The 17,538-nt window shown below is 70.3% G+C and carries 19 protein-coding genes; 8 read left to right on the forward strand and 11 right to left on the reverse strand.

The genetic code is table 11. The features are described 5' to 3' along the window. The first annotated feature begins 2 nt into the window (after nucleotides 1-2). The 4 genes from rpsR to LCL87_RS01985 all read left to right on the forward strand — a co-directional run bounded on the left by rpsR (nucleotide 3) and on the right by LCL87_RS01985 (nucleotide 3,354). Entirely contained in the window at nucleotides 3-257 is a 255-nt protein-coding gene (gene rpsR / locus LCL87_RS01970; RefSeq protein ID WP_225016100.1) for a 30S ribosomal protein S18, read from the forward strand. Nucleotides 258-359: 102 nt separating this feature from the next. Next, nucleotides 360-1,547, forward strand: coding sequence for an ABC transporter substrate-binding protein (locus LCL87_RS01975; protein ID WP_225016102.1), 1,188 nt, complete (start codon nucleotides 360-362; stop codon nucleotides 1,545-1,547). After that, nucleotides 1,544-2,581, forward strand: coding sequence for an iron ABC transporter permease (locus LCL87_RS01980; protein WP_225016104.1), 1,038 nt, complete (start codon nucleotides 1,544-1,546; stop codon nucleotides 2,579-2,581). Before LCL87_RS01975 ends, LCL87_RS01980 begins: the two co-directional genes overlap by 4 nt. Next, nucleotides 2,578-3,354: an ABC transporter ATP-binding protein gene (locus tag LCL87_RS01985; RefSeq protein WP_225016106.1), complete on the forward strand. Its 777-nt coding sequence runs from the start codon at nucleotides 2,578-2,580 to the stop codon at nucleotides 3,352-3,354. Before LCL87_RS01980 ends, LCL87_RS01985 begins: the two co-directional genes overlap by 4 nt. A 16-nt stretch (nucleotides 3,355-3,370) precedes the next feature. On the opposite strand, the gene LCL87_RS01990 is transcribed toward LCL87_RS01985, so the two are convergent. Genes LCL87_RS01990 through LCL87_RS02005 form a run of 4 tightly spaced genes read right to left on the reverse strand, consistent with a single transcriptional unit; the run spans nucleotide 3,371 to nucleotide 4,733 of the window. After that, nucleotides 3,371-3,706, reverse strand: a complete 336-nt coding sequence (locus LCL87_RS01990) for a hypothetical protein (protein WP_225016108.1) — start codon at nucleotides 3,704-3,706, stop codon at nucleotides 3,371-3,373. Beyond that, nucleotides 3,703-3,927 (reverse strand): S1 domain-containing protein, encoded by a 225-nt coding sequence (locus tag LCL87_RS01995; protein WP_225016110.1) that lies wholly within the window; start codon nucleotides 3,925-3,927, stop codon nucleotides 3,703-3,705. The genes LCL87_RS01990 and LCL87_RS01995 overlap by 4 nt, the downstream gene beginning before the upstream one ends. A gap of 40 nt (nucleotides 3,928-3,967) precedes the next feature. Continuing rightward, complete coding sequence (locus LCL87_RS02000; RefSeq protein ID WP_225016112.1) at nucleotides 3,968-4,363, reverse strand: hypothetical protein; 396 nt, start codon at nucleotides 4,361-4,363, stop codon at nucleotides 3,968-3,970. A gap of 49 nt (nucleotides 4,364-4,412) precedes the next feature. Then, nucleotides 4,413-4,733 (reverse strand): MerR family transcriptional regulator, encoded by a 321-nt coding sequence (locus tag LCL87_RS02005; protein ID WP_225016114.1) that lies wholly within the window; start codon nucleotides 4,731-4,733, stop codon nucleotides 4,413-4,415. Nucleotides 4,734-4,878: 145 nt separating this feature from the next. Between LCL87_RS02005 and LCL87_RS02010 the strand changes: the two genes are divergently transcribed. Beyond that, on the forward strand, nucleotides 4,879-5,805 hold the full coding sequence (locus LCL87_RS02010) for an AEC family transporter (protein ID WP_225016116.1): 927 nt from the start codon (nucleotides 4,879-4,881) through the stop codon (nucleotides 5,803-5,805). A gap of 16 nt (nucleotides 5,806-5,821) precedes the next feature. Then, complete coding sequence (locus LCL87_RS02015) at nucleotides 5,822-6,208, forward strand: VOC family protein (RefSeq protein WP_225016118.1); 387 nt, start codon at nucleotides 5,822-5,824, stop codon at nucleotides 6,206-6,208. Nucleotides 6,209-6,215: 7 nt separating this feature from the next. Here LCL87_RS02015 and LCL87_RS02020 read toward each other — a convergent pair whose 3' ends face one another. Together LCL87_RS02020 and LCL87_RS02025 are read right to left on the reverse strand one after the other, a co-directional pair. Beyond that, nucleotides 6,216-8,165, reverse strand: coding sequence for a vWA domain-containing protein (locus tag LCL87_RS02020; RefSeq protein ID WP_225016120.1), 1,950 nt, complete (start codon nucleotides 8,163-8,165; stop codon nucleotides 6,216-6,218). Beyond that, nucleotides 8,162-9,556, reverse strand: coding sequence for an ATP-binding protein (locus LCL87_RS02025; protein ID WP_510850681.1), 1,395 nt, complete (start codon nucleotides 9,554-9,556; stop codon nucleotides 8,162-8,164). Before LCL87_RS02025 ends, LCL87_RS02020 begins: the two co-directional genes overlap by 4 nt. Before the next feature lie 86 nt (nucleotides 9,557-9,642). On the opposite strand from LCL87_RS02025, the gene LCL87_RS02030 reads away from it, so the two are divergent. Together LCL87_RS02030 and LCL87_RS02035 are read left to right on the forward strand one after the other, a co-directional pair. Further along, a complete protein-coding gene (locus tag LCL87_RS02030; RefSeq protein WP_225016123.1) occupies nucleotides 9,643-10,608 on the forward strand; it encodes an alpha/beta fold hydrolase in 966 nt (321 codons plus the stop codon). A 359-nt stretch (nucleotides 10,609-10,967) separates the two neighbouring features. Next, the gene (locus LCL87_RS02035; RefSeq protein WP_225016126.1) at nucleotides 10,968-11,240 is read left to right on the forward strand and encodes a hypothetical protein; all 273 of its coding nucleotides are present in this window, start codon (nucleotides 10,968-10,970) and stop codon (nucleotides 11,238-11,240) included. 43 nt (nucleotides 11,241-11,283) lie between these two features. Here the strand turns inward: LCL87_RS02035 and purH are convergent, their stop codons facing one another. From purH to LCL87_RS02060, 5 genes are all read right to left on the reverse strand, one after another. Beyond that, nucleotides 11,284-12,837 carry a bifunctional phosphoribosylaminoimidazolecarboxamide formyltransferase/IMP cyclohydrolase gene (purH, locus tag LCL87_RS02040; protein ID WP_225016128.1) on the reverse strand — a complete coding sequence of 518 codons (1,554 nt, stop codon included), beginning with the start codon at nucleotides 12,835-12,837 and terminating at the stop codon, nucleotides 11,284-11,286. Continuing rightward, nucleotides 12,830-13,441, reverse strand: a complete 612-nt coding sequence (purN, locus tag LCL87_RS02045; protein WP_225016130.1) for a phosphoribosylglycinamide formyltransferase — start codon at nucleotides 13,439-13,441, stop codon at nucleotides 12,830-12,832. Before purN ends, purH begins: the two co-directional genes overlap by 8 nt. A gap of 84 nt (nucleotides 13,442-13,525) precedes the next feature. Continuing rightward, entirely contained in the window at nucleotides 13,526-15,037 is a 1,512-nt protein-coding gene (locus LCL87_RS02050) for a cell division protein PerM (RefSeq protein ID WP_225016131.1), read from the reverse strand. A gap of 97 nt (nucleotides 15,038-15,134) precedes the next feature. Then, entirely contained in the window at nucleotides 15,135-16,037 is a 903-nt protein-coding gene (locus tag LCL87_RS02055) for a DUF5336 domain-containing protein (protein WP_225016133.1), read from the reverse strand. A gap of 89 nt (nucleotides 16,038-16,126) precedes the next feature. Continuing rightward, on the reverse strand, nucleotides 16,127-17,524 hold the full coding sequence (locus LCL87_RS02060; protein ID WP_225016136.1) for a DUF2252 domain-containing protein: 1,398 nt from the start codon (nucleotides 17,522-17,524) through the stop codon (nucleotides 16,127-16,129). Nucleotides 17,525-17,538 lie beyond the last annotated feature (14 nt).

The following is a 17,538-nucleotide window of genomic DNA, read 5'->3' on the forward strand; positions in this document are numbered from 1 at the left end:
CAATGGCAGTCAAGAGATCACCGTCGAGGAAGCCGCGCGGCGAGCAGGGCCGCCGCCCCAAGAAGAACCCGCTGTTCGCGGCCAAGATCGAGTACGTCGATTACAAGGACGTCAACCTGCTCCGCACGTTCATCTCGGATCGCGGCAAGATCCGCAGCCGCCGCGTGACGGGCCTGACGCCGCAGCAGCAGCGCCAGGTCGCCATCGCCGTGAAGAACGCCCGCGAGATGGCGCTCCTTCCCTTCACCAGCCGCTAGACACTTCCCCGAGAGGCCGCGCAGTCCGAGTGACCGCGCGGCCTCTCGGCGTTCCGGGCGAGTGCCGCACGGACCGTCGCCGCTGCACGCTAGATTCTCCGGGTGTCGTTTTCGTTCCGTACCGCTGTTCTTCTCGCCGCGACTGCCCTGACCGTGGGCGGTGTCGCGGCGTGCTCGTCCGATGGCTCGGGTGATTCCGCGTCCGCCGCCGGCGCCGACTGCATCACCGACTTCGATGCGAGCACCGACTACTTCCCGGACAAGCAGACCGTCGAGTACGCCGAGAACTTCGACATCGAGTACCACAACTCGTACCAGGTGGTGACGGTCCGTCAGCCGGGTCAGGCCGACGAGTCGTACGTGCTCACCCGGTGCGGCGCCCCGGCGCCCGAGCTGACCGGCGATCTCGCCGACGCGCAGCAGGTATCCACGCCGGTGACCAGCCTGTTCGCCGAGTCGACCACCCACCTGCCCAGTCTCGAAGCCCTCGGCAAGCTCGACGTGCTCACCGGTTTCGCGAGCGCCGACTACGTCTACAGCGAGGCCGCGCGCGAGCACATCGCCGACGACGGCGTCACCCAGTTCGCCACCGCCGGGCAGGTCGACGCGGAGGCCGTCGTCGCGCAGGCGCCGCAGGCGTTCGTGACCGGCGGCTTCACCGATCCCGCCTTCGCGGTGATCGAGCGCTCGAAGATCCCGGTCCTCGACAACTACGACTGGCTGGAGACCGACCCGCTGGGCCGCGCCGAGTGGATCAAGTTCTTCGCGGCACTCACCGGCACCGAGCAGCAGGCCACCGAGGCGTTCGACGGGATCGTCTCCGAGTACGGCAAGTACACGACGCTCGCCGCGAACGCCGAGGCCGCGCCGATCGTGCCGGGTCTGCCCTACCAGGGCGCCTGGTCGGTGCCGCTGGCCAGCTACTCCAACGCCCTGTACTCCACCGCCCGCATCACGCACCCGTGGATGACGGAGCCTGGCACCGGCAGCCTGCAGACCGACCTCGAGACGGTGTTCGCGAAGGCCGGTGGGTACCCGCTGGCGATCAGCACGTCGTCGAACAAGACCAAGGCCGAGGCGATCGCCGCCGAACCGCGGCTCGCCGAGTTCGCGGCGTTCCGCGACGGCCAGGTGTGGACGTCGTCGGCGCGGATGACCGACGCCGGCGCGCTCGACATCTACGAGCAGGGCGTGCTGCGACCCGATCTGGTGCTCGCCGATCTCATCGCGATCGCCCACCCGGGCCTGCTGCCCGGTCACGAGTTCACCTTCTACCGCCAGCTGCAGTGAACCGCACCGCCGCTGCCGTCACCGCGCTGGTCGCGTTCGTCGTCGCGGCCACGATCCTCGCGGTGTCGGTCGGGTCGGTGACGATCCCGTTCGGCACCACCGCGCGCTACCTGTTCACCGGTGACGCGGGATCCGAACGCTGGACCACGCTGATCGCGGACATCCGCCTGCCCCGCGTGGTCACCGCTGCGTGCGCGGGCGCGGCGCTCGCGGTCGCCGGCCTGCTGATGCAGACGCTGTTCGCGAACCCCCTCGCCGACCCGTACATCCTCGGGGTGTCGTCCGGCGCGAGCCTGGGTGTCGCGCTCGTGGTGCTGGGCTCCGGCACCGGCGCCGGTGTCTTCGCCGCCGTCGCAGGCACCGGCCGGCTGGGCGTCGCGGCGGCCGCCGCGATCGGCGCGCTGGCGGTGCTGCTGCTCGTGCTCGCCATCTCGCGCTGGATCCGCTCGGTCGTCACGCTGCTCATCGTCGGTGTGATGGTCGGGTCGGTCACCAGCGCGATCGTCTCGCTGCTGGTCGCCTTCTCGCAGCCCGCGCAGATGCAGCAGTTCATCCTGTGGACCCTGGGGTCGTACGCGGGCGCGTCGTGGTCGGACCTGCGGGTGCTCGTGCCTGCCGTGATCGTCGGTATCGCGCTGGCCGCGACGCTGGTGCGGCCGCTCAACGCGATGCTGCTCGGCGAGGACTACGCCCACTCGATGGGCGTCCACCTGGTCCGCACCCGCACGATCGCGATCACGGCGGCGGCGCTGCTGGCCGGTGCCGTCACCGCATTCTGCGGCCCCATCGCGTTCCTCGGCATCGCGGTTCCGCACCTCGCCCGGCTCGCGCTCGGCACGTCCGATCATCGGATCCTGCTGCCCGGCGCCGTGCTGATGGGCGCCGGAGTGTCGCTGCTGTGCTCGGTGGTCGCCCAGTTGCCCGGACGGGACGGCGTCCTGCCGCTCAACGTGGTCACCGCACTCGTCGGCGCCCCCGTCGTGATCCTCGTGCTGCTGCGGTCGCGGCGCGCGCAGGCCGGGAGCGTCTCATGACACTGGTCCTCGACGACGTGACCGTCGGCTACCCGGGCCGTCCGGCGCGCACGATCCTGCGGGACGTGCGGCTGACCGCGCACGCCGGCCAGGTCACGGCCCTGCTCGGCCCCAACGGCGCGGGCAAGTCGACGCTGCTTCGGTCGGTGGCCGGACTGCAGCGGGTACTCGGCGGGTCGGTGCTGCTGGACGGCGACGACGTCACGAAGCTGTCCCCGGCGCACCGCGCGCGGAGGATCGCGGTGGTCCTCACCGACCGCGTCGACGGCGGCCTGCTCACCGGCGGCGAAGTGGCCGCGCTCGGACGGCTCCCCCACCAGGGCTTCACGTCGCGGCTCAGCGCAAACGAAAAGCAGTTGATCGCCGAGAGCCTCGACCGGTTGGGCGCCGCCGATCTCACCGACGTGCGCCTGCACGAGATGTCCGACGGTCAGCGCCAGCGCATCCTCATCGCGCGGGCCCTCGTGCAGCAACCGGCGCTGCTGGTGCTCGACGAGCCGAGCGCGTTCCTCGACGTGGCCGCCCGGGTCGAACTGTTGGCGCTGCTCGACGAGATCGCCACCGACACCGGGATCACCGTGCTGCTGTCGACGCACGACGTCGAGCTGGTGCTGCGCACGTCGCAGCACGTGTGGCTCGCGGCCGGCGACGGCACCGTCGTCGACGGCAGTCCCGCCGCCCTGGTCGAATCGGGCGCCATCACACGGGCCTTCGACTCGCGGCGCGTCCACTTCGACGCGCGCGACGGAATCTTCCGCCTGGGGGACATCTAGCGGACACCGCGCCAGGTCAACCGGATTGCGGGCTGTCCCGCTCGGCGATGAACAGTTCCATCATGGCCGCCGACCTGTCGGCCGGGCTGCCTTCAGTGAAGATGGCGTCCACCAGTTCTGTGACAGGAAGTGGCTCGGCGATCTCGTCGAACCGATCGCTGACCCGTCCCAGCCGCAATCGGTCGCTGGTATCGACGCAGTCGAGGATGCGTCGAACGTCGTCTCGGTCGGCCACCCAGGACGTCGTCCCCATCGCCTTGAGAACATCGGCGATGGAGACCCAGTCCTCGAACGCACGCATCTCGTCGAGGACCAGCTCCGTCAGGTTCATCGCCTCAGCTCCCGTCGTCACAGGTCCAGCGGATCCACCCGGACCGCACGGAATCGGAACCCGTCCTGCTCCGCGAGTTCCCAGTCGAGTTCGACTGCGGCTCCCACCGTCAACGCGCGGTAGCCGGTCCCCTCGATGTTGCTGAAGTGCGCCCAGCATCCACCGGGTGTTTCAGGAGAGTCCAGAACTCCCCATCCCAGCTCACCGTGCCACTCACGTACCGTTGCCGTCGTCCGCCCCACGGCACCGAGGATGCCACGATCCGATCGTCGGAGGCGTCGATCAGGCGTCCGCGTCGTTCTCCGGCTCCGGCCTCGGCGCGATCTCGTGGAACATCGCGTCGGACGACACCCACTTGCCGGTGCTGATCAGTTCGGCGATCACGAGGTCGAACGCGTCGGCGAGCCATTCGTGACGCGCCCGGACGAGTTCGATGTCACCCGTCGATTCGTCCGGTGTCTGCTCGAAGAATCGCACCAACCAGAAGTCTCGCGCGTCGGGGTCGCTGCTCAGGCCGTGTTCGGTATTGGTCGCGAGCACGTACATCCCGAAGGCGAAGTCGACCCGGATCGCGTACTCGCCGCCGATGTTGACGACGTTGGTGGGTCGATGCGTCGCGGCGGCCAGCGCGGTCAACGCGTCGGCGTAGCGGTCTGCGTGTTCCTGTGTGCGTGGCACTCGATCGTCCTCTTCGGTTGGCGCGGGATCGGACTCGGCGGTCTCGCCACTACACGGCCGATTCGGCCGCCGCCCTCAACCGGGCGTTCTCTGCGCTCAGCTGGTCGCGCTCGTCCTCGAGCGCCAGGATCAGTCCGATGCCGGTGAGGTTGACCCCGAGCGCGACGAGTTCACTGATCCGGGTCAGCCGGTACAGGTCGTCCTCGCTGTACCGGCGGGTGCCGCCCGAAGTGCGCGACGGCGTGATCAGTCCGCGGCTTTCGTACAGACGAAGCGTCTGCGGACCGATACCGGACAGCTCCGACGTCACCGAGATGCCGTAGACGCCACGCTTCGAGCGTGAAGATTCCTCCGGCGGTTGAATTCCCACGAAACGAACGGTAGCAGTGCCGGACACGCCGAATGAGCAGCGGCTCGTGCAACCGGCCCGGCGCGGCGCGGCGACGGCCCGCGAGTAGAGTTCCCCGCGGTATGTGCAGTTCAGCGGCGCCTCGGTAGATCGGCGGATGTAGGCAGTGTCGGGTGTGGTCGCAGGCTTCACGGTCATCTTCGTCGTCATCGCGATCGGGTACTTCCTCGGTCGCAGCGGCACTCTCGGCGAGCACGGGCAGTTCGTACTCAGCCGGCTCGTGTTCTTCGTCGCGACGCCCGCGCTGCTGTTCGACACCCTCGCGAACTCCGACCTGTCGGTGGTGTTCTCCCCCACCCTCGCGGTCGCGGCAGCCACCGCCTTCGCGGTCGCCGGCCTCTATCTCGTGATCGCGAAGCTATGGCTGCGCCGGCCACTGCCGGAACTGACTATCGGCGCGCTCTCGTCGTCGTACGTGAACTCGGCGAACCTCGGCATCCCCATCGCCGTCTTCGTGCTGGGCGATGCGTCGTTCGTGGCGCCGCTGCTGCTGTTCCAGATCATGATCTTCTCGCCGATCGCGCTGACCGTGCTCGACGTCAGCACGATGCGTCAGGGCGCGTCCCGGCTCGAGACGATCACCGCGCCGTTCAAGAACCCGATCGTGCTCGCCGGCGCGGCCGGCCTCGCGGTGGCCGTGTCGGGGTGGACGGTGCCCGAGGCGCTGATGCAGCCGTTCCGGCTCATCGGCGGCGCCTCCGTCCCCGGCGCCCTGCTGGCCTTCGGCCTGTCCCTGTACGGGGTGCGGGTGCTCGAGAAGGGTGCGAGCCCGCGCCGCGACGTCGCGCTCGCGTCGGTCCTCAAGATCTGCGTGCAGCCGGTGCTCGGTTACCTGATGGCCCGCTACCTGCTGGGCCTGGAGGGCCACGAACTGTTCGCGATCGTCGTCGTCTCGACACTGCCCACCGCGCAGAACGTGTTCGTCTACGCCAGCCGCTACCAGCGCGGCATGGTCCTCTCCCGTGACGCGGCCTTCGTCACCACGCTGGCATCGATCCCGGCGATCGCGCTCGTCGCGGCCCTGCTCACCTGATGACATACTCGATGCCATGAAGATCAGCCTGACCAGCGTGTATGTGGACGATCAGGACAAGGCCCTCGCCTTCTACACCGACGTCCTCGGCTTCATCAAGAAGAACGAGATCCCTCTCGGCGAACACCGGTGGCTCACGGTCGTCTCGCCCGAGGAGAGCGACGGCGTCGAACTGGTGCTCGAGCCCGACCAGCATCCGGCCGCGAAAGTGTTCAAGGAAGCCCTCGTCGCCGACGGCATCCCGTTCACCGCATTCACCGTGCCGGACGTCCGGGCCGAGTACGAGCGGCTGAAGGAACGCGGCGTGGTCTTCACGCAGGAGCCCCTGCAGATGGGCCCGGTGACCGTCGCAGTCCTCGACGACACGTGCGGCAACCTCATCCAGATCGCCAGTCAGGGCTGACGCGCCGTCACCGACCCGGGCGGCGCATCCGCATGTAGTCGCTGACCACGGCGGCGCCGAGTCCGTCGAGGTCGGGGGCGACGACGCGGCCGCCGACTCGCTGCGCCATCCGGTCCACGACGCGCGCCAGTCCGGGATCGTCGCCGAGCCGGAAGATGGTGACCTGCGCGCCGAGCCGGGCGAGGGTGTCGAGTTCGCGCACCGTCAGCCCCAGCGTCCGCACGCTCGGCGGGTAGTCGAAGAAGGCCTGCCCGTCCGGCTCGAGGTGCGCGGTCGGCTCGCCGTCGGTGACGATCAGCACGACGGGCTGGGCGTTGGGATGTTTGCGCAGGTGCCGGGCCGCGAGCAGCAGCGCGTGGTGCAGGTTGGTGCCCTGATCCCAGGCACCGTCCAGGCCGGCGAGCTCGGTGGCGGACAGGGCCTGCGCATAGCGTCCGAAACCGATGAGCTGCAACGCGTCTCCCCGGAACCGGGTGGTCACCAGGTGGTTCAGCGCGAGCGCGGTGCGTTTCATCGGCACCCAGCGCCCGTCCATCACCATCGAGAACGACGTGTCCACCAGCAGCGCGACCGCTGCCTGCGCGCGCTGCTCGGTCTCGGCGACCTCCACGTCGGCGACCGTCATCCGCACCGGCATCCGGCCGGGCTCGCGCAGGATCGCATTCGTCAGTGTCCGGGTGACGTCCCACGGTTCGGTGTCGCCGAACTCCCACGCCCGCGACGCCCCGGTCGGCTCCCCCATCGACCCGGCGCGGCGGGTCTCCCGCTGGCCGCCGCGGTGCGCGAGACTCCCGGCGACGTCCCGCAACGCGCTCTGCCCCAGCTGGCGCATCGCCTTGGGCGAGAGCCGCCACTGGCCGTCGGGGGCCCGGTCGAAGAAGCCCTGCTGCTGCAGCGCCTTCTCGAGGTCGGCGAGGGTGCGGGCGTCGGCGACGGCCTCGTTGCCGAGCTGCCGGGCCAGCGCCTCGGTGTCGATGTCGTCGAGCTGGGCACCCGGATACTGTTGCGACAGTTGCTCGGACAGCCGTTCCAGATCGGCGACGTCCGCGACCGCCGATGTCCCTTCCCCCAGCCCGAGGCCCTCGTCGCCGCGGAACTCCGCCGAGCCGGTCCAGTCCTCACCGGGCCGGGCCGCCTGCAGGTGCGCGTCCAGACGGTCCAGCTGGTTCATCAGCGACGGATCGCCGAACGCCTGCTGCGCCAACGCATCCAGCTCCGCGCGCTGGTCCGGGGTGAGCGAGTTCCGCAGCCGCTGCGCGGCGGCCGCCCGGCGGGCCAGCGAGTCCAGCAGTTCCTCGGTGTTGCGCGGGTTCTCGGGGAAGAACTCACCGTGCCGGTCCATGAACTCGTCGAACTGCCGCGTTGTGTCCTCGCCGCGAGCATGGCTGTCCAGCAACGAGTTCAGATCCTCGAGCATGTCCCGGATGCGCTGGCGGTCCTCCTCGGTGGCACCCTCGAGGGCCTGCTTCATCCCGTCGAACCGCTGGTCCAGCAGTTCGCGGCCCAGCAGGTCGCGGATCTTCTCGTAGTCCTCGAGGGCCTGGCTGCTGCGCCACTCGTAGTCGGCGAGGTCCGCGACGGCCTGCGCCGTCGACGGCGGCAACTCCTCGATCCGCATCTCCGCGAACCGGGCGTCGTCGTCCAACGCGCGGGCCAGCGCCTTGCGTTCCTCGAGCACCGCCCGGTCGAGCAGTTCACGCACCTCGTCGAGGGTCCCACCGAGGTTGTTGCGCTGCAGCAACTCCCGACGTCGCCGGTTGGCCTGCGCGGCGAGGTCGTCGAGCCCGTTCCGGTCCCCGAAGCCGCGCCGCAGCAGCTCGCGCAACGCCTGCCGGGGCGAGGCCCCCTCGAGCACGTCGTCCCCGATCGCGGCCAGCGCGTCGCGCAGATCCACCGGCGGCGCCAGTGGATCGCCGCCCTCGTACGGGCCGTACCGTGCGCCGCGGGACGGGCTCATGAGTAGACGGCCTGCCCGTTCTCGTCCGGATTCTTCGAGATCCGCCGGGCCAGGTAGAGCCCCTCGAGCGCGAGTTCCGCCGCCGACGCCCGTTCCCCGTCGGTCTGCGCCGCGAGCCGGGTCGCGACCTCGTCGAGCACGTCGAGTTCCGGCAGTTCCCCGAGCAGCGCCTTCGCGGTGACCCGCTCGCCGGTGACGACCGGCCGGCCCTGTTCGACGGCGGTGACGAGGGGTGCCAGATCGATGCCGCCGAGCCGGGTGCGGGCGGTGTCCGCGGTCGCGCGCCGCAGCAGGTGCTCGAGGATCTCCAGTTCCCTTCCCTCCTCACCGGATTCGAACTCGACCTTGCCGCGCAGCACCTCCACGATGGTGCCGAGGTCGATCGGCCGGGCCACCGCCTCCGCCTCCCCGAGCACCGCGCTGCGATGCACCGCGGCGGCGCTCACCGTCTCGGCCCCGGCCACCGCGAAGCGAGCCGAGACACCAGACCGCTGGTCCACCGACGTCGATTCGCGCAGCAGCCGGGTGAACCGGGCCAGCACCTCGAGCAGGTGGTGCGGCACCGACGCCTGCAGGTTCGCCTCCTGCCGGATCACCGCGATCTCGTCGTCGAGCAACGACGGGTAGTGCGTCCGGATCTCGGCGCCGAACCGGTCCTTGAGCGGGGTGATGATGCGGCCACGATTGGTGTAGTCCTCGGGGTTGGCGCTGGCCACCAGCAGCACGTCGAGCGGCAGCCGCAGCGTGTACCCGCGGACCTGGATGTCGCGCTCCTCCATGACGTTGAGCAGTGACACCTGGATCCGCTCGGCCAGATCGGGCAGCTCGTTGATCGCGACGATGCCGCGATGCGCCCGCGGCACGAGCCCGAAGTGGATGGTCTCCGGATCGCCCAGGCTGCGCCCCTCGGCGACCTTGATCGGGTCGACGTCGCCGACCAGGTCGGCCACCGACGTGTCGGGCGTCGCGAGCTTCTCGGCGTAGCGCTCGGTGCGGTGCCGCCACACCACGGGCAACCCGTCACCGAGTTCGGCGGCCCGCCGCAGCGAGATCGGCGTGATGGGTTCGTACGGGTGCTCGCCGAGTTCGGATCCGTCGATCACCGGAGTCCACTCGTCGAGCAGCAACGGCAGCGTGCGCAGCAGCCGCGTCTTGCCCTGACCGCGTTCGCCGAGCAGCACGACGTCGTGGCCGGCGATGAGCGCGCGCTCGAGCTGCGGCAGCACCGTCTCCTCGAAACCGACGATGCCGGGCCACGGATCGACGCCGTCGCGGAGGGCTGCGAGCAGGTTCTCGCGCATCTCGTCCTTGACGGAGCGCTGGACGTGGCCGGACGACCGGAGTTCGCCGAGAGTCCGGGGCAGGTGCGCGGGCGGTGTGGCAGTCACCACTCCAAGTTACGAGTGTTCGGGTGATTCGGCACGTGGTCCCGTCGCCGCATACGAATCGGACGTGTCGCTCTGAGAGACTCGATCTCATGGCCGACACCGAGATCACCTTCACCACCGGCGCGATCACCCTGCACGGCAGCCTGCGCCTGCCGGCCGGGTCGGGTCCCGACGCACCCGCCCCCGCCGTCCTGCTCCTGGCCGGCAGCGGGCCGACCGACCGCAACGGCGACAGCGCCCTGCTCCCGGGTTCGATCGGCACCCTCGAGTTCCTCGCGGACCTGCTCGAGCAGCACGGCTTCGCGAGCCTGCGCTACGACAAGCTCGGCAGCGGCTCCACCGGCCTCGGCCCGTACGAGCTCGAGGACATCGGTGACCTCGGCTTCTCGGTGTTCACCGACGCTGCCGGCGCCGCGCTGACGTTCCTGTCCGACCGCGCCGCGGTCGACCCGGACCGGGTGTACGTCGTCGGGCACAGCGAGGGTGCACTCATCGCGCTCGCACTCGCCGACAGCGGTGCGAAGGTCGCCGGCATGGGGCTGCTCGAACCGCTCGCCGTCCGGCTGCTGGACCTGCTCACCACCCAGATCGACGGTCAGCTCACCGCGGTCGTCGGCGCGGGGCATCTGCCGGTGGAGCTGGCCGACGAGCTGCGGGTCGCGCTCGCCGGCGCCGTCGAGTCGCTGCGCACCGACGGCACCCTCAGCGACGACCTGCCCGACCCGCTGCGCGCCGCGGGCCTGGTCCCGGCCAACGCCAAGGCGCTCGCGGAGGAGGACGCGCTCGACCCGCGCGAGCTGGCCGGACGCCTGCCCGCGGGCCTGCCGGTGGTGACCAGTTGCTCGGCCAAGGACATCCAGCTGATCAGCAGCGACGTCGACGCGCTCGACGCCGCCCTCGCCCACACCGCCCTGACGCCGGTGCGCATGACGACGGCGAACCACGTGCTCAAGGAGATCGGCGACGCCCCCTCCACGGGCGCAGACTACGTCGAGCCGCTGCCGTGGTCGACCGAGTTCACCAAGGGTTTCGAGGGCTGGCTCCGCAGCCTCTGATCCCCCTCCGATCCGGGACTCCGACGGCCCGGCGACACGCTCGACGCAGAAACCGAGATGTCGCCGGGCCGTCACTGCTGTATGGTTCTCCGTTAACCAACGGGCACACACGAGAAAGGTACGGTCGCGATGCAGTCGATGAGCTCGGCAAACGCCTTGAAGCACGTAGGCACCAAGCACATTTCACAGCACATCTCCGAGCACGCGTATCCGGCCGTACCCGCCTGGCACAGCCACGCAGCCTTCTTCAGGTGGCCCCGAGAGACGAGTTCCCCGTAACCGGAACCTCTCTCGGGCACCCGAAGGCACACCGCCTCGGGTGCCTTTTCTTTTACCTACTTCCAGTCAGGAGAAATCACATGAAGCTTCGACTCGGCGCCGGTGGCGCCACGAGACACGGTGCCGGTGGCACCACCACCCAGGATCTGCCCGGCGATCTCACCGGACAGATCGTCACGATCGACCTGCGGCACGTCGAACCCGGCCAGGACGCCGGTGCTGCGGCACTGCTCAACGAGCTGATCGCCCGCGGCGCGGCCCGCCTGGTCGTCGAGGGCACCGACGCAGCCCGCGCCCGCGCGCTGGTCGAGTCCGCACAGCACAGCGCTCCCCCGTCCGGGCTCGCGGCCTGAGGCTCGCGAACTCCGGACGAGGGAGCGCTGCGGAAGGTGTCGATCAGTGCGCGAAGTGGCGCGCACCGGTCAAGTAGAGGGTGACGCCGGCCTCGCGGGCGGCCTCGATGACCTCGTTGTCGCGGACCGAGCCGCCCGGCTGGACGACCGCGCGGACACCGGCGTCGAGCAGGACCTGCAGTCCGTCGGGGAACGGGAAGAACGCGTCGGACGCGGCCACCGAACCCTTGGCGCGGTCACCGGCACGCTGCACCGCGAGATGCGCGGAGTCGACGCGGTTGACCTGGCCCATGCCGACGCCCACCGAGGCGCCGTCGTTGGCGAGCAGGATCGCGTTGGACTTCACGGCGCGGCAGGCGCGCCACGCGAACTCGAGGTCCGCGAGGGTCTTCTCGTCCGCGGCCTCGCCGACGACCAGCGTCCAGTTGGCGGCGTTGTCGCCCTCGGCGTCGAGGACGTCGCGGTCCTGCAGCAGCGCGCCGCCGGAGATCGGACGCAGCTCGATACCGGTCTCGGTGGGGGCAGCCGCCTCGAGAACGCGGACGTTCTTCTTGCGGGCCAGCACCTCGACGGCGCCCGGTGCGTACGACGGGGCGATGATGACCTCGGTGAAGATGTCGGCGACCTGCTCGGCCATCTCGACGGTCACCTCACGGTTGGCGGCGATGACGCCACCGAACGCGGAGACCGGATCGCACGCGTGCGCCTTGCGGTGCGCCTCGGCGATGTCGGAGCCGACCGCGATGCCGCACGGGTTGGCGTGCTTGATGATCGCGACCGCGGGCTCGGAGTGGTCGTACGCGGCACGCCATGCGGCGTCACCGTCGGTGTAGTTGTTGTACGACATCTCCTTGCCGTGGAACTGCTTCGCCTGCGCGAGGCCCGCCGGACCTGCCGGGCTGTCGTACAGCGCCGCGGCCTGGTGCGGGTTCTCGCCGTAACGCAGCACCGCGGAGCGGTCCCAGGTGGCACCGACCCAGCGCGGGAACTTGTCGTCCGTCTCGATCAGGCTCTCGGTCATCCAGGTGGCGACCGCGACGTCGTAGGACGCGGTGTGCTGGAACGCCTGCGCCGCCAGCGCGGTGCGCTCGAAGAGGTTGAAGCCACCGGCCTCGACCGCAGCGAGCACGCCCTCGTACTTCGCGGGGTCGACGACGACCGCGACGGACGGGTGGTTCTTGGCGGCGGCGCGCACCATCGACGGGCCGCCGATGTCGATCTGCTCGACGCACTCGTCCGGGGTGGCACCCGACGCGACGGTCTGCGTGAACGGGTACAGGTTCACGATCACCAGCTGGAACGCCTCGATGCCCAGCTCCTCGAGCTGCGCGAGGTGCTCCGGCTTGCGGGTGTCCGCGAGGACACCGGCGTGCACGCGCGGGTGCAGCGTCTTGACGCGGCCCTCGAGGCACTCGGGGAAGCCGGTCAGGTCCTCGACCTTGGTGACCGGGATGCCGGCATCGGCGATCTTGGCTGCGGTGGAGCCGGTGGACACCAGCTCGACACCGGCCTGGTGCAGGCCGGTGGCCAGTTCGACCAGTCCGGTCTTGTCGTAGACGCTGACAAGTGCGCGGCGCACAGCCTTGCGTTCACTCACTGGGGATCACGGCCTTTCGTCCGTCGGAAACAACACCTCGGAGGGCGACGGCGGCCACGACCTGGGCCAGCAGTCGCCGCTCGACAATCTTGATGCGCTCGTGCAGCGCGGCCTCGTCGTCGTCGACGCGGACCTCGACCGGCTCCTGCGCCAGGATCGGTCCGGTGTCGACGCCGGAATCGACCAGGTGCACCGTCGAGCCGGTCACCCGCACGCCGTAGGCGAGGGCGTCCCGCACCGCGTGCGCGCCGGGGAACGACGGCAGCAGCGCGGGATGCGTGTTGATGATGCGGCCACCGAAGCGCTCCATGAACGCCGGGCCGAGGATCTTCATGAAGCCGGCGCTGACGACCAGGTCCGGTTCGTGCGCGGCGACGGCCTCGGTGAGCGCGACGTCCCACGCGGCACGGTCGGCGTGATCGCCGAGCGAGACCTTGAAGTGCGCGACGCCGGCATTCGCGGCATGGTCGGTGGCGGCGCAGTCCCGGTCGACCCCGACCGCGACGATCGCCGCGGGGTAGCCGTCGGTGCGCGTGGCCTCGAGGAGTGCCTGCAGCAGGCTGCCCGTCCCCGACGCGAGTACGACAATCCGAGCGGGCACCATGGGCCGCAGCTGGTCACGCGTGGCAGTCAGCGCACTACTCCTGGTTTTCGAGACGATCCGGCCGCGTCACGGGCCGCCCCAAGCCTAGTCTCTGGGGGTCACCGGACCGTCCGGCAGGTCGCCTTCCGCGTCCGTCTCGACGGCGACCTCCACCTCGACGACGTCGAGAGCCTCGTCCTCCGACTCTCCGTCCGCGGGCTGAGGGTCGGGTGTCTCGCCCTCGACGACCTCGGCCTCGAGCGGCTCCTCGACGCCGTCCGCGCCATCCGGGGTCTCGCTGTCGGATTCAGGCTCGGGCTCCGAGCGGTAGCGCATCGACGGCAGTTCGAGGCGCTTCACCTCGAACCCGAGTTCCTCCCCCGCTCCGGGTTCACCGGACTCGCCCGGCGATGTCTCCGCGACTCCGTCGGTGGACTCGGCGTCCACGGCATCGCCGCCGTTCCGGCGCGCGAGCACGGTCGCGACGGCCAGGCCCGGCAGCACCAGCCACCCGAACGTCAGCAGGCCCAGGGCCCACGGCTCCACCCCGACGAATCCGTAAGCACCCAGTTCGCCGCCCGCGGCGAAACCCACGACGGTGGCGAGCACACCGGCGACGGCCGCCGCGGCGAGCACCGCGAACGCGGTGTCCTGCACGGCGAGCCGGAGCCGACCGCAGTCCCGTCCGAGGAGGACCCCGACGGCCACCGGAACGAGGAGCAGGACCGGCCACGCCGGACCGGCCAGATCCGCCGGAACTCCGCCCAGGACGGGCACCGGAGGCACCGGGCCGGAGACGATCTCGAAGACACTCAGCGACGTCCCGCCGGCACTCGCCGTCCCACCGAGGAGCACCGCGACGCCGCCCACGGCGACGTTGGGCAGGTACAGCACCGACAGCAGGGTCAGCCCCAGCACCCCGACCACACCGCCGCCCTCGCCGAGCAGCTCGCCGACCTCGGACCACGACCACACGAGCGACGCCAGCGCGAGCACGCTTCCGGCCGCGAACAGCAGCAGCGCGGCGCGCACCGCGGGCCGCACCACGGACGGCAGCCACGCGGGTGCCCCCAGCGCTGCGCACTGGGTGCGTCCGACGACCGACACGACGCCGGCCCCCGCCGCCAGGACGTGGATCGCCATCACCCAGGCGAGTGCCGCCGCGGCGTTCGGGGAGCCGAGCGGCGTGACGGCGGACGCGTCGGTCACGACCGCGAGCGCGATGAGCGTCGCGACGAGCGGCCCGGCGACAGCGGCACCGACGACCTTCGCGGCCTCGCGCAGATCGGTGTCCGGTTCCACCGCCCGCGCGCAGCCCCGCGCCACCACCCACATCAGCACCGCAGTGGGCAACAACGGGAGGATGCCGAGCGGCGCGTCGGTGATCGTCAGCGAAACCTGGTGCAGCGCGAGCCAGCTCGCTGCGATCGCACCGATCGCCCCTGTCAGGTCGCTGTTCGACGACACCAGCGTGACGAGCACGACCGCGGACAACAGCACGATCGCGGTGCCGGTCGGTCGCAGCGCGACACCGACGAGCGCGCGTGCGTCGCCGGGACTCGGGTCGGGACGGGTGGGGGTGTCGCGGCGGGTGCCGCGACCAAGCAGAGAAGTCATCGATTCGAGGGTCGCACCCTGGCGCGGCGCGGCCGATCAGGCGCGCCGGGACGTGGTCTTCCCCACTGCCCCACGAAACGCGTGACGCCGCGGCGGGTCACTTTCCGTCGTCGCTCTCCTCGTTCTTGTCGTTCTTGTCGCTCTGGGCACCGAAAGCCTGGGTGGGCGCGCTGCCGGCCGCGTCGTCCTGCGCGGGCTCGGGCCGCGCCGACGTGGGCGCCGACGGCTCCGGTTGCTGCTGCTGGGACATCTGCTGCGTCGGCTGCTGCGACTGGTAGGGCTGCCCGGCCTGGAACTGTCCGTAGCCGGCCGTGGGCTGCGGAGCCTGCTGGGACTGCGGGTAGCCGTACTGCTGCTGCGGCTGTCCGTACCCCGGCACCTGCGGGTAGCCCTGCTGCGGCCCGTAACCCTGCTGCGGCGCATAGCCCTGGGGCGGCCCGTAGCCCTGGGGCGCGGCGTAACCCTGCTGCGGTGCGTAACCCTGCGGGTGGCCGTAGGCAGCGGGATGGACGTGCGTGCGACTGGGGCGAGTCGTCGGCTCGCTCACGATGCCGGCAGAGAACAGGAACACGGCGACCGCGAGAACGGTCTGGACGAACCCGAGAACGAGGATCGCGATTCCGCCGCCGGCGAGTTCACTGTTGCCGGGAAGGTTGAGCATGAGCGCGAACGCCGAGAAGAAGCCGGCCACCGCGGCCGCTGCAGCAGGACCGGCGAAGTTCTGCTTCGGCAGCAGCGAGATGCCTGACAGCAGACCGCCCAACAGCAGCAGCGCCAGTGGTACCACCGCGTTGCTGAGAGGCTCGAACGCGTTCAGCGTCATCCCGTACATCGTCGCGGAGCCCGGTGAATCGAGATACGGCGCGAAGCCGAGGAGAAAGATCACGACGCCCAACGCCGCCGCCCCGAGTCCGAGGTAGAAGGAGAGTCCCCGCGAATCGGACTCTCCCGACGTCTGCGGGGGCTGGCTGTAGCCGGACCCTGCATCGCTGTAAGTCATCTGCGCTCCTCGTCGATGTGTCGAAACCCCCATGAACGCTACCCCGATCCGGCACGGCTCTCACCGGACAGCACAGCGCCCCCGCCGCGTCAGGTCGAGGTGTCGACCGCCACCCGGCCATCCGCGACAGCCTCGGCGAGCAGAGCGTGATCCCGCTCCGTCCGGTCCGCGTAGACCCGCGCGAAGGCGGCCATCGCCTCGTCGAATCCGGTGCCCGCTCCGAGATAGTCGGCGATGGCGAACCGGTCGCCCCCACGAGCGTGCGCGTAGCCGAGCACACGGCCGCACAACCTCGCATACTGTTCCATCCCGGTCGGGGTCATCGACTCGACCGTCGCCGATCCCTTGCCGTCGCGCAATTGCCTGACGTAATAGTCCCGTTGCACGCCGTCGTGGCCGACGCCCTGCTGCCAGCCGAGGAAGATGTCGCTTGCGGCCTGCATGATCCGCTGCCCCTCGACTACCCGCTGCCCTTGGTTCGAGTGTTCCGGTCCGTCGAGGTAGTCCGCCAGGACCGCGGGGCCGGCCTCCTTCGCCTGGAGGAACAACGGGTCACTGTCGTCCGCACCCAGCAGCAACAGGATCCAGCTTCGCGTCCCCACACTGCCCACCCCGACAACCTTGCGGGCGGCCTGCACGAAGGTGTACCGGTCGAACGGCACACGGTGGTCGGGGCGCAGCGTCTCGCTGTACTCGGCGAGACGCTCGGACAACTCCCGGTACAGCGCACGCGCGTCCTGTGTCGCGAACACCTCCTCGATCGGCACCAGCAGCGGTGGCCGGGAGACGATCCGGCGGTGGCCGTCGGTCACCGTGGTCAGCTTGCCGAGAGCCTGGAGACTGTCGCGCCGCCACGACTTCGCGACCAGCTTCCGGGAACTCCGTCGGCTGGCCGCATCGAGCGTCTCGCGCAGGTCGGCGAGTTCCTGCTCGGCCTCGACGTGGGAGTACCAGACCGCCAGGTTGCCGCGTCGCGCCTGGGCCAGCATCGTCTCGCGGTAGGCAGCCGCGCACGCGAGGGCGATGCGATGACGTCGCTTGCCACCGAACGACAATGCCCTCGCCGCAACCTCGACGCTGGCCACGAGCCGCTTGACGTCCCATTCGAACGGTCCCGGGTAGGTCTCGTCGAAGTCGTTGACGTCGAAGGCCAGCCGTCGTTCCGGGGTCGCGAAGATCCCGAAGTTGCCCAGGTGCGCGTCACCGCACAGATGCGTGTGCAGTCCCGAGTTCGGCGTGCGGGACAGATCGTCGGCCATCAGCGCCGCGGCGCCACGGTAGAACGCGAAAGGCGTCGAGACCATGCGCCCGTAGCGGATGGGAAGAAGTTCCGGAATTCGTTGCAGATCTTGCTTCTTCAGAATATCGACCGGATCACGGTCGCTCTCCGCGAGATCCGCCAGCGCATCGAACGGCACGCGGGGGCGGGCCGCCTCGCCACGGTCGGCGCGGTCGGTCCGGATCGAAGACTCGGCGACGTCTGACATCGTGCCTCGCTCGG

It is taken from the genome of Prescottella equi (assembly GCF_020171745.1).
Taxonomy (GTDB): domain Bacteria; phylum Actinomycetota; class Actinomycetes; order Mycobacteriales; family Mycobacteriaceae; genus Prescottella; species Prescottella equi_A.

Coding starts and splice junctions, on each gene's coding strand:
- LCL87_RS02015 (WP_225016118.1), top strand. CDS start 5,822: ATGAAGATCAGCCTGACCAGCGTGTATGTGGACGATCAGGACAAGGCC.
- LCL87_RS01985 (WP_225016106.1), top strand. CDS start 2,578: ATGACACTGGTCCTCGACGACGTGACCGTCGGCTACCCGGGCCGTCCG.
- rpsR (WP_225016100.1), top strand. CDS start 3: ATGGCAGTCAAGAGATCACCGTCGAGGAAGCCGCGCGGCGAGCAGGGC.
- LCL87_RS02050 (WP_225016131.1), bottom strand. CDS start 15,037: ATGACTTCTCTGCTTGGTCGCGGCACCCGCCGCGACACCCCCACCCGT.
- LCL87_RS02055 (WP_225016133.1), bottom strand. CDS start 16,037: ATGACTTACAGCGATGCAGGGTCCGGCTACAGCCAGCCCCCGCAGACG.
- purN (WP_225016130.1), bottom strand. CDS start 13,441: ATGGTGCCCGCTCGGATTGTCGTACTCGCGTCGGGGACGGGCAGCCTG.
- LCL87_RS02035 (WP_225016126.1), top strand. CDS start 10,968: ATGAAGCTTCGACTCGGCGCCGGTGGCGCCACGAGACACGGTGCCGGT.
- LCL87_RS02030 (WP_225016123.1), top strand. CDS start 9,643: ATGGCCGACACCGAGATCACCTTCACCACCGGCGCGATCACCCTGCAC.
- LCL87_RS02020 (WP_225016120.1), bottom strand. CDS start 8,165: ATGAGCCCGTCCCGCGGCGCACGGTACGGCCCGTACGAGGGCGGCGAT.
- LCL87_RS02060 (WP_225016136.1), bottom strand. CDS start 17,524: ATGTCAGACGTCGCCGAGTCTTCGATCCGGACCGACCGCGCCGACCGT.